This is a genomic window from Devosia sediminis, assembly GCF_016411825.1.
GTDB lineage: Bacteria > Pseudomonadota > Alphaproteobacteria > Rhizobiales > Devosiaceae > Devosia > Devosia sediminis.
Genome location: NZ_JAEKMH010000003.1, coordinates 359612 through 373575 on the forward strand (window position 1 = coordinate 359612; position 13964 = coordinate 373575).

At 64.9% G+C, this 13964-nt stretch carries 15 protein-coding genes; 2 read left to right on the forward strand and 13 right to left on the reverse strand.

Annotated features, from left to right (window positions below; genetic code table 11):
• Window positions 1-97: 97 nt before the first annotated feature.
• Genes JEQ47_RS14855 through trbG form a run of 3 tightly spaced genes read right to left on the reverse strand, consistent with a single transcriptional unit; the run spans window position 98 to window position 2372 of the window.
• Window positions 98-319, reverse strand: a complete 222-nt coding sequence (locus tag JEQ47_RS14855) for a DUF2274 domain-containing protein (RefSeq protein ID WP_029074252.1) — start codon at window positions 317-319, stop codon at window positions 98-100.
• 2 nt (window positions 320-321) lie between these two features.
• Window positions 322-1458, reverse strand: a complete 1137-nt coding sequence (locus JEQ47_RS14860; RefSeq protein ID WP_198877213.1) for a TraB/TrbI/VirB10 family type IV secretion system protein — start codon at window positions 1456-1458, stop codon at window positions 322-324.
• Window positions 1455-2372 carry a P-type conjugative transfer protein TrbG gene (trbG, locus tag JEQ47_RS14865; protein ID WP_200523655.1) on the reverse strand — a complete coding sequence of 306 codons (918 nt, stop codon included), beginning with the start codon at window positions 2370-2372 and terminating at the stop codon, window positions 1455-1457. Before trbG ends, JEQ47_RS14860 begins: the two co-directional genes overlap by 4 nt.
• Window positions 2373-2468: 96 nt before the next feature.
• On the opposite strand from trbG, the gene JEQ47_RS14870 reads away from it, so the two are divergent.
• Window positions 2469-2846, forward strand: coding sequence for a nuclear transport factor 2 family protein (locus JEQ47_RS14870; protein ID WP_029074878.1), 378 nt, complete (start codon window positions 2469-2471; stop codon window positions 2844-2846).
• Window positions 2847-2851: 5 nt separating this feature from the next.
• Here JEQ47_RS14870 and trbF read toward each other — a convergent pair whose 3' ends face one another.
• The 8 genes from trbF to trbB are packed head-to-tail and all read right to left on the reverse strand — an operon-like array spanning window position 2852 to window position 10064.
• Window positions 2852-3541, reverse strand: a complete 690-nt coding sequence (gene trbF, locus JEQ47_RS14875; RefSeq protein WP_031623919.1) for a conjugal transfer protein TrbF — start codon at window positions 3539-3541, stop codon at window positions 2852-2854.
• Complete coding sequence (gene trbL, locus JEQ47_RS14880) at window positions 3538-4893, reverse strand: P-type conjugative transfer protein TrbL (RefSeq protein ID WP_198877214.1); 1356 nt, start codon at window positions 4891-4893, stop codon at window positions 3538-3540. Before trbL ends, trbF begins: the two co-directional genes overlap by 4 nt.
• A gap of 3 nt (window positions 4894-4896) precedes the next feature.
• Window positions 4897-5175, reverse strand: a complete 279-nt coding sequence (trbK-alt, locus tag JEQ47_RS14885; protein WP_198877215.1) for a putative entry exclusion protein TrbK-alt — start codon at window positions 5173-5175, stop codon at window positions 4897-4899.
• 13 nt (window positions 5176-5188) lie between these two features.
• Entirely contained in the window at window positions 5189-5959 is a 771-nt protein-coding gene (gene trbJ / locus JEQ47_RS14890; protein ID WP_198877216.1) for a P-type conjugative transfer protein TrbJ, read from the reverse strand.
• The gene (trbE, locus tag JEQ47_RS14895; protein ID WP_198877217.1) at window positions 5956-8448 is read right to left on the reverse strand and encodes a conjugal transfer protein TrbE; all 2493 of its coding nucleotides are present in this window, start codon (window positions 8446-8448) and stop codon (window positions 5956-5958) included. The genes trbJ and trbE overlap by 4 nt, the downstream gene beginning before the upstream one ends.
• Before the next feature lie 10 nt (window positions 8449-8458).
• Entirely contained in the window at window positions 8459-8740 is a 282-nt protein-coding gene (locus tag JEQ47_RS14900) for a VirB3 family type IV secretion system protein (protein WP_029074260.1), read from the reverse strand.
• Window positions 8740-9072: a TrbC/VirB2 family type IV secretion system protein gene (locus JEQ47_RS14905; RefSeq protein ID WP_029074261.1), complete on the reverse strand. Its 333-nt coding sequence runs from the start codon at window positions 9070-9072 to the stop codon at window positions 8740-8742. Before JEQ47_RS14905 ends, JEQ47_RS14900 begins: the two co-directional genes overlap by 1 nt.
• Window positions 9069-10064 (reverse strand): P-type conjugative transfer ATPase TrbB, encoded by a 996-nt coding sequence (gene trbB / locus JEQ47_RS14910; RefSeq protein ID WP_198877218.1) that lies wholly within the window; start codon window positions 10062-10064, stop codon window positions 9069-9071. The genes JEQ47_RS14905 and trbB overlap by 4 nt, the downstream gene beginning before the upstream one ends.
• A gap of 330 nt (window positions 10065-10394) precedes the next feature.
• Here trbB and JEQ47_RS14915 point away from each other — a divergent pair, with 330 nt between their 5' ends.
• On the forward strand, window positions 10395-11165 hold the full coding sequence (locus JEQ47_RS14915; RefSeq protein ID WP_031623917.1) for an alpha/beta fold hydrolase: 771 nt from the start codon (window positions 10395-10397) through the stop codon (window positions 11163-11165).
• 76 nt (window positions 11166-11241) lie between these two features.
• On the opposite strand, the gene JEQ47_RS14920 is transcribed toward JEQ47_RS14915, so the two are convergent.
• Together JEQ47_RS14920 and JEQ47_RS14925 are read right to left on the reverse strand one after the other, a co-directional pair.
• Window positions 11242-11715 carry a hypothetical protein gene (locus JEQ47_RS14920; RefSeq protein WP_029074263.1) on the reverse strand — a complete coding sequence of 158 codons (474 nt, stop codon included), beginning with the start codon at window positions 11713-11715 and terminating at the stop codon, window positions 11242-11244.
• A gap of 10 nt (window positions 11716-11725) precedes the next feature.
• Window positions 11726-13714: a conjugal transfer protein TraG gene (locus JEQ47_RS14925; RefSeq protein WP_029074264.1), complete on the reverse strand. Its 1989-nt coding sequence runs from the start codon at window positions 13712-13714 to the stop codon at window positions 11726-11728.
• Window positions 13715-13964: the final 250 nt, after the last annotated feature.

Consider the following 13964-nt stretch of genomic DNA (forward strand, 5'->3'; position numbering starts at 1 on the left):
AGGCCCCGGAATTAGGCGAACCATGGAGGGCAGTCGGCGGCCTGTAGCGTGCCGCATTTGCGCCTATGCGCTGGCGGCACCCCTGCCGGGATGGGACTCAGTTGGCGGCTCGCCGTGCCTTGGCGAAGCCGCGATCCGTTGCGATGAACCGCTCCAGCATCGGCACGATGAGCCTGACGGGATCGGCGGCGGGCTGGCCGCTCTCGCGGGCCAGCACCTCGGCATAGGCGACCAGATCGCGGTGAAGTGGCGCAGGCAGCTCCACGGTGATCTTCACGGGCTTGTCGTCGGGCAGCGGGCCGAGTTTCAGCTTGGTCATGGTCAACCTCCTGCCGGTTCGAATATAAGGTCGCGGGTGACGATGATCCTGACCGGGAAGCCGGGCCGGATGGTCAGCGTCGGTGCGACCTGCAACTGGCGCTGGACGATCTGCTGCCCCGCCTGATTGACGGTATCCTGCGCCCCGTCGCGGATGGCCCGGATAAGCCGGTCCTCGTCGCTGGTCGCCAGTTCCGTGCCGACTGCGAGCAGCGTGGACAGCCCTGCGGCCTTCATCAGATCCCACCAGTGGTAATCCACGCCATCCTCAAGCCCGGCGTAACCGGAAGCGTCCGCACCCGGCAGACGCTCAAGGACGATGGAACGGCCGCCCGGCAGGATCAGGCGGTTCCACACCAAGAGCACCCTTCGCTGGCCGAAGGTCACGCCGTCATCGTATTGGCCGATGATGCGCGTTCCCTGCGGGATCAGCAGCAGCGACCCGGTCGGGCTGTCATAGACGTTCTCGGTCACTTGAGCCGTGATCTGGCCCGGCAGGTCCGAACGGATGCCGGTGATGAGCGCGGCCGGAATCACGGCCCCGGCCTGAAGGATGTAGGGCGATGCCGGCGGCGCGACACGATCCGGCGCGACAGTCTGCCGGTCCACGGGTCCATTGAGGAAAGCCGCGTGCCGGTCCTGCGTCGCGGGCTGTCCGCCGAGGCCAAGACCGGCAAGGCTGGGCATGGCCGTCCCTGCCGGCGATCCCGTGCGCGGGCCGGACTGGAAGAACACATTGCTTAAGCGCGCGGCTTCTTCCTCGGCGCGGCGGCGTTCCTCGGCGGGATCGACGGCGGGCGTCGCCATCGTAGGCGGTGCGACGGGCTGCCCTCGGTTCTGCGCGTCGAGGATCGGACGGCCCAAATCTCCGGGCAGCGCGGGGCCGAGCACCGGCCCGCTATAGTCGCTTGGCAGATCGGCGAGGCCGTCCGCCGTGGGCCGGTTCTCGGTCGAGTAGAGTTCGCCGCCGTCCGGCCCTCCGTCGCGGGTCTGGAGCGCATAGATGAGTGCGCCGCCGATGCCGAGCAACGCAACCGCGCCGACGCCCGCCAGCATCTTGCGGGACAGGCGGGTGACGCGCGGCGGCTCGGCGCGCAGCCGCATGGGGGCTGCGGTTTCGGTGATGGTGTTGTCGGTCATGACGGGGAGCCTCCGGTCGCGCTGGCGGGCTGCGCGTCGGCGGCCTGCGTCGGGTTGGTGCGGACGATCCTGACGACCTGCTGGCGGCTGCCAGAGCCAAGGCGCAGCTCGGCCGCGCCGAACAGGCGGTCCACGATCAGGACGTTCTGGTGGACTCGGCTGTTGACGATCTGCGGCTCGCCGTTCGCGCCAAGCACGAAGATGGGCGGCATCTCGCCCTGCACGATCCCGGCCGGGAAGACGACATAGACGCGGCGGCCATCGTCGAAGACGGAGACGGGCCGCCATGGCGGGCTATCGCCCTGCACCTGCAAGGCGTAGCGATAGTTCCGCGCCGCCTCGGCGGGGATGATCGGGGCTGTCGGAACGGTGCGGCGCTGGCCGGGCGTCGCGGGATAGGCCCAGGCGACGGCGGGCATGTAGAGCGATTCCCGGGCGCGCAGCTCGATCATGTAGGTGCGCCGGTCGGTGGTGACGACAAGGTTGGTGGCGATGTCGGGTCGCGTCGGCTTCACGAGGATATGGACGCGGCGGTTCGCGCCCGAACCGGATTCCGTGTCGCCGATGATCCAGCGGGCGGTGTCGCCCGCCGCGATTGGCCCCGCGCCGGTCAGGCTCTCGCCCGGCTCCAGCGCGATCGTCGTGATCTGCCCGACTGCGGCATAGACCTGATAGAGCGCGCCTTCCGACCACGGATATATCTGGATGGCGTTGTAGTAGCCTTCGCGGCGCGGCTCGACGCGGGCGGCTGCATTGGCGTTCTCGACGCGGCCGGTCGGCGTGCCGGCAGCCGTACCGCCCCGCGCCACGGTCCATGCCGGGGGCACATGCAGCGGCCGGGGCGTGTTGTCGACTGCTGCCGCCTGCACGGTCGGCAGCGGCGGAACGCTGGCGTCATAGCTGAATTGCGGCATCCGATTGGTGGCGCAGCCGGTCAAAGCGATTGCCACGACCGTCACAAAAATAGCATACGATAGCGGCTTTAGGATTAGTAGTGAGGAACTGACAGGATGGATACTGTCCCGACGATTGTTGCCCGGTATATCGACGCCTACAACACGATGAATGTTCAGGCGATGCTCGACTGCCTGTCGGGCGACGTTCGGTTTATCAACAGATCGAACGGAGAAGTGACGAACGAGACGCATGGGATTGAGGCATTTCGCGCGTTGGCGGAACAGGGTGTTGAATTGTTTGCGGAAAGAGAACAGACAATTCTCGACTGCATCGCCATTGAGGACCGTGCAGCGGTGCGCATCGGCTATCGCGCCAAGGTCAAGGCCGACCTGCCCAACGGCTGGAAGGCTGGGCAGAAGATCGAGATAGCGGGCACCTCGTTCTTCATGATCTCCAAGGGAAAGATCAGCGAGGTGATTGATGCAAGCTGACGTTTTCATTGGCTCATCTCCCGCGACCACGAAATTGCATTGACGTAGATTCCCAGCGGATTGGCGCGCAGGCGCTCGGCGTCGCGCGGCGGCTGGATGACGATAGTGAGGATGGCCGTCCATCGTTCCGTGGTGGAAAGCTGGCCGTTCTCGAAATGCCTTTCCGTCCACGCGACGCGGAAGCTGTTGGGCGAGGCCCGGATGACGCTGGACACCTCGACGGCGACCTGTTGGCGGCCGACCTTGGTGAAAGGGTCATTGGCGCGGGCGTAATCGTTCAATGCCGCCGCGCCGCGATCCGTGGTCCATTCATAGGCGCGAAGCCAGTTCTGGCGGACGATGATCGCGTCGGCCGGGATCGCGCGGACCTGTTCGATGAAGCGGCCGAGATGGAAAGCAATCTGCGGATCGGTCGGGCGATAGTCGGCATTGGCTGGCGCGACGGTCTGCGCCTGACCGAGATTGTCCACCTGCACGACCCAAGGCACCACGGTCCCACGCGCGGACTGCCAGACCAGCGCAGAGGCGAAGCCGGCCGAGAGGATCAGCGAGCCGAAGGCCATGAGCCGCCAGTTCCGCGCCTGCACGCGGGCCGAGCCGATACGCTCGTCCCACACTTGCGCGGCGCGCTGATAAGGCGTCTCGGGTTCCGGCGTCTTGCCGTAATGAGTTGCTGGTCGTTTGAAGATGCTCATGAGCGGTCACTTTCGGAAAGATTGATGGAGGAACCGGAGCCGTGGCTGTCGCCGGAGCGCACCGCATGGGCGGCCATGGTCGTGCCGTGGTTGAGGGCTTGCGAACGCTGCATGCGCTGCGCCCAGGCCGGAGGACCGGCGGATGGTGCCGGCGATGCGGGCGCAGCATCGCTCCCGCCGACCGTTCCCATGGTGGAGCTGCCGCCGCTTGCGCCGAATCCGGCCTTCGAACCTTCGGAGAAGCTGGATTTGACGGATTCGCTGGCCCGCGCGGCGGCGCGTTTGAGGGGTGAGATGGCGGCCGAACCTGCTGCGCGGCCGACGCCGCCGAGACCGGGGGCGACGCCTGCCGCGCCGGACTGGCCAAGCGATCCGACGCTATAGGCGGCGGTCGCCGCGCCCGCGGTGGCCGCGCCGCCGCGGACGGCCGCGGCCCCGCCGGACAGGGCAGCGGCACCACCTTTGGCGGCGAGCATGGCCCCGCCGCCAGCGGCGACGGCTGCACCTGCGACCGCAAGCCCGGTTCCCACGGCAGCACCCGCGCCGAGCTGCGGGCCGCCCGAAACGATGCCGTTTGCTATGCCGGGGCCGAAGATGCCGAGGCCGAGCAGCGACAGAGCTGCCAGCACAATCGCCATGGCGTCGTCGATGGTCGGGGTCGCCCCGCCGAAACCGGCCGTGAATTGCGAAAACAAGGTGCTGCCGATACCGATGATGACGGCGAGCACCAGAACCTTGATGCCGGAGGACACCACGTTGCCCAAGACCTTCTCGGCCATGAAGGCGGTCTTGCCGAACAGGCCGAAGGGGATGAGGACGAAGCCGGCAAGCGTGGTCAGCTTGAACTCGATGAGGGTCACGAAAAGCTGGACGGCGAGGATGAAGAACGCGAGCACCACGAGCGCCCATGCGAACAGCAGGCACGCGATCTGAATGAAGTTTTCAAAGAAGGCGATCCAGCCCATCAGGTCGGAAATGGATTCGAGCAGCGGCCGGCCGGCATCGAGGCCGGTCTGCGCCACGCGGCCCGGCCGCATCAGATCGGTAACGGAAAATCCGGTGCCGGATGCCATGAGGCCGAGGCCGGCGAAAGATTCAAAAACGATCCGGGCGAGACTGTTCCAATTGCTGATGATGTAGGCGAAGACGCCGACGAACAGCGTCTTTTTCACCAGCCGGGCGATGATGTCGTCATCCGCACTCCAGCTCCAGAAAAGCGCCGCCAGGGTCACGTCAATGACGATGAGCGAGGTCGCTATGAAGGCTACCTCGCCGGAGAGCAGACCGAAGCCGGAATCTATGTAGCTGGTGAAGACCCCGAGGAAGTTGTCGATTACGCCTGTCCCGCCCATGGATCACCGTCCTTCGCTCTGTTGCGGTGCAGGTGTGCGGCCGAGGAAGCGATCGCGGGATTGCGCCCAAGCGGCGAGGCAGTCGGCGTCATTCGCCGCCGCCTCGCCGAGCTGCTGGCAACGGCGCAGGGTTTCGCGCAGCGGATCGGCCGGGGGCTGGAAGGCCGACGCCGGGGGTGGCGCGGAAGGCTCGTCCTTCCGCGCCATGTCGATTGCGGTCGCCGTGACGGCGATGGCGACGAACACCACGGCCCCGAGCCGGGCCAGCATCTTGCCGTCCATGGCGAGCCTCCCGTCAGTTGTTGCCGTTGAACATCTGCGCGTTGCCCGGCTGGTAGCCGTTGCCCGGCGTCAGGAAGCGTCGGCGCTGCTCACGGCCCTGTTCGGCGGCGGCAGCGCGTTCCGCTTCGGTCAGCGCGTCGGCGCGGCCGTTCGCCGAGATGACCGCGATCAGGTCGGAAAGCTGCTGTGACTGGAGCGCGAGAAGCTGGTTGCCGGCCTGCGTGGCTTGCAGCGCGCCGGTTGCGCCCTGGCTCTGCCCGACAAGCGCGGCCATCTCGGCGCGGTTGCTGTCGATGTTGCCGACGACGCCCGCCTGCATACGCATGGCATCCTGCAAGCCACCGACCGTGTTCTCCCAGCGGCTCCGCGCATCGGCGACAAGCTGTGCGTCGGTCGCCGAAAGCGAGACGTTGCCATATTGCTGCTGGAACGCCTGGTCGATCTGCCCGACCTCGAACGCGATGTTCTGCGCTTGGCCCAAAAGCTGTTGCGTGCGCTGGACGTTCTGCTGGAGCTGCTGGAGCGACGAATACGGCAGGCTCGCCAGATTGCGGGCCTGATTGATGAGCATCTGCGCCTCGTTCTGGAGGCTGGTGATCTGGTTGTTGATCTGCTCCAGCGTGCGTGCAGCGGTCAGCACGTTTTGCGCATAATTCGACGGATCATAGACGATGCGCCACGCATAAGCCGGGCTTACCAGTATCGGCGACAGTGCGATGGGTGCGGCGAGCGCGAGCGCCAGCATGGACGCGCTAGCGAGGCGGGAAACGCGAATAGGGTTCATGGCAGGGACTCCTTCATCTGGGGGGTATCCGGCGCGACCCGCGCGGCGGATTCCGGTCGGTCGGCAAGATTGGTGAGGTTGGGGATCAACTCGGCCGCCCAATCGACGCCGCGCTCGCGCAGCCAAGCAGCAAGGAAGCCGTCGCGGCCGTGTTCGGCGACGATCTGCGCAATGAGCGTCTGGTCGGATTTGGCGGATGCGGCGCAGAGCGCGAGGCCGACTTCGGACAGGCCAAGCTCGAACAGGCGATTGCCCCTGCGGCTTTGGCAGTAGTAATCCCGTTTGGGCGTGGCCCTTGCGAGGATTTCGATCTGGCGGTCATTGAGGCCGAAGCGGCGATAAATGGCCGTGATCTGCGGTTCGATGGCCCGCTCGTTCGGCAGCAAGAGCCGCGTCGGGCAACTCTCGATAATCGCGGGCGCGATGTTGCTGCCGTCAATGTCGGACAGGCTTTGCGTGGCGAAGATGACGCTGGCGTTTTTCTTGCGCAGCGTTTTCAGCCACTCGCGGAGCTGGCCGGCGAAACCTTCATCGTCGAGCGCAAGCCAGCCCTCGTCGATGATGAGCAGCGTTGGTCGCCCGTCGAGCCGGTCGCCGATGCGGTGGAACAGGTAGGACAGGACGGCCGGAGCCGCGCCGGTCCCGACAAGTCCCTCGATCTCGAACGCCTGCACATCGGCCGAGCCGAGATGTTCGGCTTCGGCGTCGAGCAGCCGGCCATAGGCACCGCCGACGCAGAACGGCCGGAGCGCCTGTTTCAGATCGTTGGATTGCAGCAGCACCGCAAGGCCGGTGATCGTGCGTTCCTCGACCGGGGCCGAGGCCAGCGAAGTCAGCGCCGTCCAAAGATATTCCTTCACCTCGGGCGTGATGACGATGCCTTCGCGCATGAGGATGGCGGCGATCCAGTCCGCCGCCCATGCGCGTTCATAGGTGTCGTGGATGCGGGCAAGCGGCTGGAGCGAAACCGACGCCTCAGCCCCTTCTGTCAGCCCGCCGCCAAGGTCGTGCCAGTCGCCGCCCATGGCGAGCGAGGCGGCGCGGATCGAACCGCCGAAGTCAAAGGCGAAGACCTGCGATCCGGCGTAGCGCCGGAACTGCAAGGCCATAAGGGCGAGCAGCACGCTCTTGCCGGCGCCCGTGGGGCCGACGACAAGGGTGTGCCCTACGTCGCCGACATGCAAAGACAACCGGAACGGGGTTAAGCCTTCGGTCTTTCCAAAGAGCAAAGGGGGCGCACCGAAATGCTCGTCCCGTTCCGGCCCCGCCCAAACAGCGCTCAACGGCACCATATGGGCGAGATTCAAAGTGCTGATAGGCGGTTGCCGGACATTGGCGTAGGCGTGTCCGGGCAAGCTGCCGAGCCATGCGTCAACCGCGTTGACGCTCTCGGGCATGGCGGTGAAGTCGCGCCCCTGAACGATCTTCTCGACCAGGCGCAGCTTCTCGTCGGCTAGGCGCGGGTCGGCATCCCATACGGTGACGGTGGCCGTGACATAGGCCATGCCCGCCACGTCCGCCCCAAGCTCCTGCAAGGCCATGTCGGCGTCGAGCGCCTTGTTGGCCGCATCGGTGTCCACGAGGGCGGACGCCTCATTGGTCAGCACCTCTTTCAGAATGGCCGCGATGCTCTTGCGTTTTGCGAACCATTGTCGCCTGATCTTGGTCAGCAGCCGCGTCGCGTCGGTCTTGTCGAGCAGGATCGCGCGCGTGCTCCACCTGTAGGGGAACGGCAGGCGGTTCATTTCGTCGAGCAGGCCCGGCGTCGTCGCGGTGGGGAACCCGACGATGGTCAGCACGCGCAGATGCGCGTCGCCAAGGCGCGGCTCCAGTCCCCCGGTCAAGGGCTGGTCGGCCAGCAGCGCGTCAAGGTGCATCGGCACCTCCGGCACGCGCACGCGATGCCGGTTGGTCGAGATGGTGGAATGGAGATAGGTCAGCGTCGCGCCATCATCCATCCAACGGCACTCCGGCATGAAGCCGTCGAGCAAGGCCAGCACGCGGTCGGTGCGGTCGATGAAGGCGCGCCGCAGCTCCCACGGGTCCACGCCGGTTTTCTCGCGGCCCTCGTAGAGCCATGTTTCGGCGCGGGCGGCTTCCTCGGCCGGGGGCAGCCAGAGGAAGGTCAGGAAATAGCCCGACACGAAATGCGTGCCTGCTTCCTCGAACCCGGCTTTGCGCTCGGCATCGACCAGCGCCGATGCCGCATCGGGAAAGGTGCTGTCGGGATAGGTCGCGGCCTCGCTGCGCTGCGCCTCAACAAAGATGCTCCAGCCGGAGCCGAGGCGGCGCACGGCGTTATTGATGCGGCCGGCGACGGCGACCAGCTCGGCCGCGACGGCGGAATCCAGATCGGGACCGCGAAACTTCGCGGTCCTCTGAAAACTGCCGTCCTTGTTCAAGACGACGCCGGAGCCGAGCAATGCGGCCCATGGCAAATAGTCGGCGAGCCGGGCGGCGGTGCGGCGATATTCGGAAAGGTTCATCATGGCCGCGCCCTCACACCGCCAGATGGCCGGGGACGCGCAGATGCCTACGCCCGACCTCGACGAATTGGGGATCGCGCTTCGCCGCCCATACGGCTGCGAAATGGCCGATTGCCCAAATGGCGATGCCGACCAGCCAGAGGCGCAAACCGAGGCCCACGGCTCCGGCCAGCGTTCCGTTCATGATGGCGATGGAGCGCGGTGCGCCGCCGAGCAAAATATGCTCGGTCAGCGCCCGGTGGACCGGGACCGTGAAGCCCGGCACCGCGTCGAGCAGTTCGAGGCCGCCCGCCATCAAACGAGCGCCCCGCCGCCGAACGAGAAGAAAGACAGGAAGAAGCTCGATGCGGCGAACGCGATGGACAGGCCGAAAACGATCTGGATCAGGCGACGGAAGCCGCCGCTGGTATCGCCGAACGCGAGGGTCAGGCCCGTCACGATGATGATGATGACGGCGATGATCTTGGCGACCGGCCCCTCGATGGACTGGAGGATTTGCTGCAAGGGCTGTTCCCATGGCATCGACGAACCGGACGCATGGGCGGCCGGGGCAAGCATGAGGCTGATGGCAAGGGCAGATGCGGCGGTCGTGGCGAAGCGATAGCCGCGCGTAAGGGTGCGGATCATGAAGATTCTCCTGTGCTGGTGGGGATTGCCGAAGGGATGGGATGCGTGATGCGGTAGTCGCCGTCCGGCCCCAGCCCCTCGACGCGGGCAAGCTCGGCCAGCCGGCGCGCGGAACCGCGCCCGGAAAGGACGGCAACAAGGTCGATAGTCTCGGCGATCAGCGCACGCGGGACCGTGACGACAGCCTCTTGGATGAGCTGTTCAAGGCGACGAAGCGCGCCGATGCCGGTGCCGGCGTGAATGGTGCCGATCCCGCCGGGATGGCCCGTGCCCCATGCTTTGAGCAGGTCGAGGGCTTCCGATCCGCGCACCTCCCCAATCGGGATGCGGTCGGGGCGCAGGCGCAGCGAGGACCGCACAAGGTCCGACAGGCTGGCGACGCCATCCTTGGTGCGCAGCGCCACCAGATTGGGCGCGGCACATTGCAGCTCGCGGGTGTCTTCGATGATGACGACACGATCCGCGCCCTTGGCGACCTCCGCCAAAAGGGCATTGGTGAGCGTGGTCTTGCCGGTGGAAGTGCCGCCCGCCACCAAGATATTGGCGCGGGCTGCGACGGCTTCGCGCAGCGTTTCCGCCTGATCGGCAGACATGATGCCGGCGGCCACATAGTCGTCGAGCGTGAACACCGCGACGGCAGGTTTACGGATGGCGAAGGCCGGCGCGGCGATCACGGGCGGCAAAAGGCCCTCGAACCGTTCCCCGCTCTCGGGCAGCTCTGCCGAGACGCGGGGGCTGCGGGCATGAACCTCTGCGCCGACATGATGCGCGACCAGCCGCACGATGCGTTCGCCATCGGCGGCGGACAGGCGTTCGCCCGTGTCGGAAAGCCCTTCGGACAGCCGGTCCACCCAAAGGCGACCGTCCGGGTTCAACATTACCTCGACCACGGCCGGGTCTTCGAGCAGCCGGGCAATGGCGGGGCCGAGCGCGGTGCGCAACATGCGCGCGCCGCGCTGGATCGCTTCCTGTCTGTGGTGGTTGGTGGTCATGTCGGCCCCGGCTTCTGGCGGGGCGCAACAGGCGGTCCCCGGATCGGGGTCGATTAAGAAAGCCCGGAATTGGGCCGGTTCAACAAGTATCTAAGCGGCGGCGGCAATCGGCGGCCATCGGCGGTAAATAGGACGGGTCCGAATACTTATTCTTGATCGCCGTTGCTCTCGGATTCGTCCGGCAACGGATCGTCGGGAAGTGAGTCGAGGTCGCGCGACAGCTCTTTGAGGAACCTGTCGCCGGTCGCCAGACGCCGGCCGAGATTCTGCTGCCTTTCCACCTCTCCTTTTTGCTACCGAAGTTGCGATCAGGCTTGTCGCACGTTATTGATGGTCATGCCCTATGTTAAAAATGACGACGTTCTCGTGAGGTATGAGACGTTTGGTGATGAAACGAACCTGCCTCTTGTCCTGATCTTTGGCATCAGCATGACCTGTGAGGACTGGTTAGAACTTGGCTACATCTCAGGATTGGCTAAGGAATTTCATGTCGTATGTGTCGAACCTCGCGGGCACGGGCTAAGCACATGCCCCACGAATTCGTCCTCTTACGCATTGCCCAAAATGGCTTCTGACATTGAAACGGTAATCAACACCCTAGATCTAGTAAATCCATTAGTCTGGGGATACTCGCTCGGCGCAAAAATAGCGCTCGCTGCCGCCGTTCAAAATCCAGAGGCTTATCGAGGATTGATTCTTGGGGGGTTCGAGCTTCACTCTGAAGTCGATTTGGCGACAGATATGGTTGCCGAAACATTTTCCAGTGGAGCACAAGCTTGGCTTGCTGTTTGGATGCAAATGTTCGATGTGCCGGACGGCATGGCCACCCGTCTTGCTCGCGTCAACACCAACGCACTTCATGCATTACGCACCGCTGAAGCTGAATGGCCGCCCTTGGGTGCGGCTTCTGAGTCGTTCACTGCGCCAGTTTTACTTTATGCAGGCGAAAAGTGCTTTTTTCGGAATGCAACAGCCGCCGCCGTCGCACATTTCCCATCAGCACGGTATCTCGAACGCCCTGGGCGAAATCACTTTGATCTGATGCCTGATAGCGCGTGGATAACCGGAGAGGTAGTTCAGCAATTCGGAAGCTCTAGATAACATTGATGCGTTGACGGAGAGAAGTAGGCGAACCTAGCGCCGCGCATAGCGACTATAGTCGGTGCAATAATCTTCATCAGCGCTCCTGCGTTGGATGATTGTTCAACCCCGGAAGACCTTCTTCAGGCCCAACATCTCTCGTAATCTCCTTCAAGAACCTGTCGCCCGTCGCCAGACGCCGGCCGAGATTCTGCATGAATCCTTCAAACCGTTCCGCACCTTTCGCGCGGGCAGCAGATTGCGCGGCTCCTGAAAGCGGCGGCGTGATGGTCATCCAGAAATGGATGAACTGCGCGACCGTCTCGCCGAGGACGGCGAGATCTAGGTCGAGCGTGTCGATCTGGCGGCCGAGTTTATCCAAGCGGCGAGACATGGCGGCTTCAAGCTGGTCGTCGGCATCGCCGGACAGGTAGGACATGACCGCCGCCTCCACGATGGCGGATTTCGAGACATTGCGGCGCAGCGCCGCCGAGCGGCGCAGCGCCATCGCCTCGATCTGCGGGATGAGCGCTGGGTCGAAATAGAGATTCAGGCGGGTGCGTGTGGTCATAGGCGTGTCCTCAAAGCTCGATTCCATCATCGGGGTTCATCGCCACCTGCCGCGCCACCATCCTCATGCGCTGGCGGATAGTGCGGGCCTTGGCCGCGTCAACATCCGGCTCGTCGTCCAGAATGTCGAACTCCTGTTCGGGGGATGGCGGCGGGGTGACGATTTCCTCATGCTCGGGCAATTCCGGCTCGCGGCGGATGCCGGCGTTGGCCGGATCGCCCTCGGTCGCATCTGCGGCGACCGTTGCGGAACGGCTTCCCGCCGCGACCACGCGGCCGGACCAGTCATCGGCGGATGGGCTGGGCGCCAGCGGAGCGGCGACCAGATCGGGCGGGGTCAGGATGCGTTCCTGAAACCGCGCATCCTCGAAATAGCGGGCCTTGGTTGCGCGGATCGGCGGCGTGCCCGCGACCATGACGATTTCGTCGGTTGGCGGAAGCTGCATGATCTCGCCCGGCGTGAGCAGCGGCCGAGCCGTCTCCTGCCGTGAAACCATCAAGTGACCTAACCACGGTGCAAGGCGATGGCCGGCGTAGTTGGTGGAATCGCGCAACTCGGTCGCGGTGCCAAGCGCGTCGCTCACCCGCTTGGCCGTCCGCTCGTCATTCGTGGCGAAGCTGACGCGGACGTGGCAGTTGTCGAGGATGGCGTTGTTCGGCCCATAGGCGCGCTCGATCTGGTTGAGGCTCTGCGCGATCAGGAAGCCTTTGATTCCATACCCCGCCATGAAGGCGAGCGCCGATTCAAAGAAGTCGAGCCGGCCGAGCGCCGGAAACTCGTCCAGCATCAACAGCAGGCGATGGCGCTTGCCGGAGGTGGTCAGTTCCTCGGTCAACCGCCTGCCGATCTGGTTGAGGATCAGGCGGATAAGCGGCTTGGTGCGGTTTATGTCGGACGGCGGCACGACCAGATAGAGCGTGACGGGCCGGCGGCTGCCGACCAGATCGGCAATGCGCCAGTCGCATCGTGCCGTCACCTGCGCCACCACGGGATCGCGGTAGAGGCCGAGAAATGACATGGCTGTGGAAAGGACGCCGCTGCGCTCGTTCTCGCTCTTGTTCAGCAGCTCGCGGGCCGACGACGCGATGACGGGATGAACGCCAGCCTCGCCGAGATGCGGCGTATCCATCATGGCGCGCAAGGTCGCCTCGACCGGGCGACGCGGATCGGACAGGAAGTTGGCAACGCCCGCCAAGGTCTTGTCCTTCTCCGCATAGAGGACATGCAGGATCGCGCCGACCAGCAGCGAATGACTGGTCTTTTCCCAATGGTTCCTTTTGTCCAAGCTGCCTTCGGGATCGACCAGAATATCCGCGATGTTCTGCACGTCGCGGACTTCCCATTCCCCTTGCCGGACCTCCAGCAGCGGGTTGTAGGCCGACGATCTGGCGTTGGTTGGATCGAACAGCAGCACGCGGCCATGCTTCGCGCGGAAGCCCGCTGTCAGCGTCCAGTTTTCGCCTTTTATGTCGTGGACGATGGCGGATGCGGACCATGTCAGCAGCGTCGGCACCACCAGCCCGACACCTTTGCCGCTGCGCGTCGGGGCGAAGCATAGGACATGCTCCGGGCCATCATGGCGCAGGTAGTCCCGGTTGTATCGGCCGAGCAGGACGCCATCGGGACCGAGCAGGCCGGCGGTGCGGATTTCCCTATCCTCTGCCCATCGCGCCGAACCATAGGTGGCGACGTTGCGCGCCTCCCGTGCCCGGATGATCGACATGAGGATGGCGGCGGCGATGGCGAGGAAACCGCCCGATACGGCGATGATGCCGCCCTCGACGAAGATCGCGGGCGCGTAGGCGTCGAACGAAAACCACCACCAAAAGAAGGCCGGCGGATAATAGACCGGCAGGCCAACCAGCTCGAACCACGGATTGCCAAGCTGGGGCTGGAAGCCGAGACGAAACGCTACCCATTGCGTCGCCGCCCACGTCATCACCAAGACGATGGTGAAGACTACGGCGATCTGACCCCAAAGGATTCGGCCTCCGCGCAATGCAGGCTCCAGTCGGCAAAAGAGACGGAGCCGATCAGAGAGTAGGCAAAATCGGGACAGGCAACAGGAAAGCGGATGCGAGAGGGCTGCCGGATACTATCGGCGGCAAATAGGACGGGTTGCATTCACCGCCATCCGGCCGGGTGATCGCCGCTGCTCAACTGGTCGGGCGAATCGCCGCAATGGATGCCTCGGATAGCCCTCGCGTCATGTCGCCGCTGTCACATATGTAACTTGCATAATGGAAGTA

Coding starts and splice junctions, on each gene's coding strand:
- JEQ47_RS14920 (WP_029074263.1), bottom strand. CDS start 11,715: ATGACCACACGCACCCGCCTGAATCTCTATTTCGACCCAGCGCTCATC.
- trbL (WP_198877214.1), bottom strand. CDS start 4,893: ATGGGCGGGACAGGCGTAATCGACAACTTCCTCGGGGTCTTCACCAGC.
- JEQ47_RS14900 (WP_029074260.1), bottom strand. CDS start 8,740: ATGGCGGGCGGCCTCGAACTGCTCGACGCGGTGCCGGGCTTCACGGTC.
- trbG (WP_200523655.1), bottom strand. CDS start 2,372: ATGCCGCAATTCAGCTATGACGCCAGCGTTCCGCCGCTGCCGACCGTG.
- trbK-alt (WP_198877215.1), bottom strand. CDS start 5,175: ATGGACGGCAAGATGCTGGCCCGGCTCGGGGCCGTGGTGTTCGTCGCC.
- trbE (WP_198877217.1), bottom strand. CDS start 8,448: ATGATGAACCTTTCCGAATATCGCCGCACCGCCGCCCGGCTCGCCGAC.
- JEQ47_RS14860 (WP_198877213.1), bottom strand. CDS start 1,458: ATGACCGACAACACCATCACCGAAACCGCAGCCCCCATGCGGCTGCGC.
- trbB (WP_198877218.1), bottom strand. CDS start 10,064: ATGACCACCAACCACCACAGACAGGAAGCGATCCAGCGCGGCGCGCGC.
- JEQ47_RS14915 (WP_031623917.1), top strand. CDS start 10,395: ATGGTCATGCCCTATGTTAAAAATGACGACGTTCTCGTGAGGTATGAG.
- JEQ47_RS14855 (WP_029074252.1), bottom strand. CDS start 319: ATGACCAAGCTGAAACTCGGCCCGCTGCCCGACGACAAGCCCGTGAAG.
- JEQ47_RS14870 (WP_029074878.1), top strand. CDS start 2,469: ATGGATACTGTCCCGACGATTGTTGCCCGGTATATCGACGCCTACAAC.
- trbF (WP_031623919.1), bottom strand. CDS start 3,541: ATGAGCATCTTCAAACGACCAGCAACTCATTACGGCAAGACGCCGGAA.
- JEQ47_RS14905 (WP_029074261.1), bottom strand. CDS start 9,072: ATGATCCGCACCCTTACGCGCGGCTATCGCTTCGCCACGACCGCCGCA.
- trbJ (WP_198877216.1), bottom strand. CDS start 5,959: ATGAACCCTATTCGCGTTTCCCGCCTCGCTAGCGCGTCCATGCTGGCG.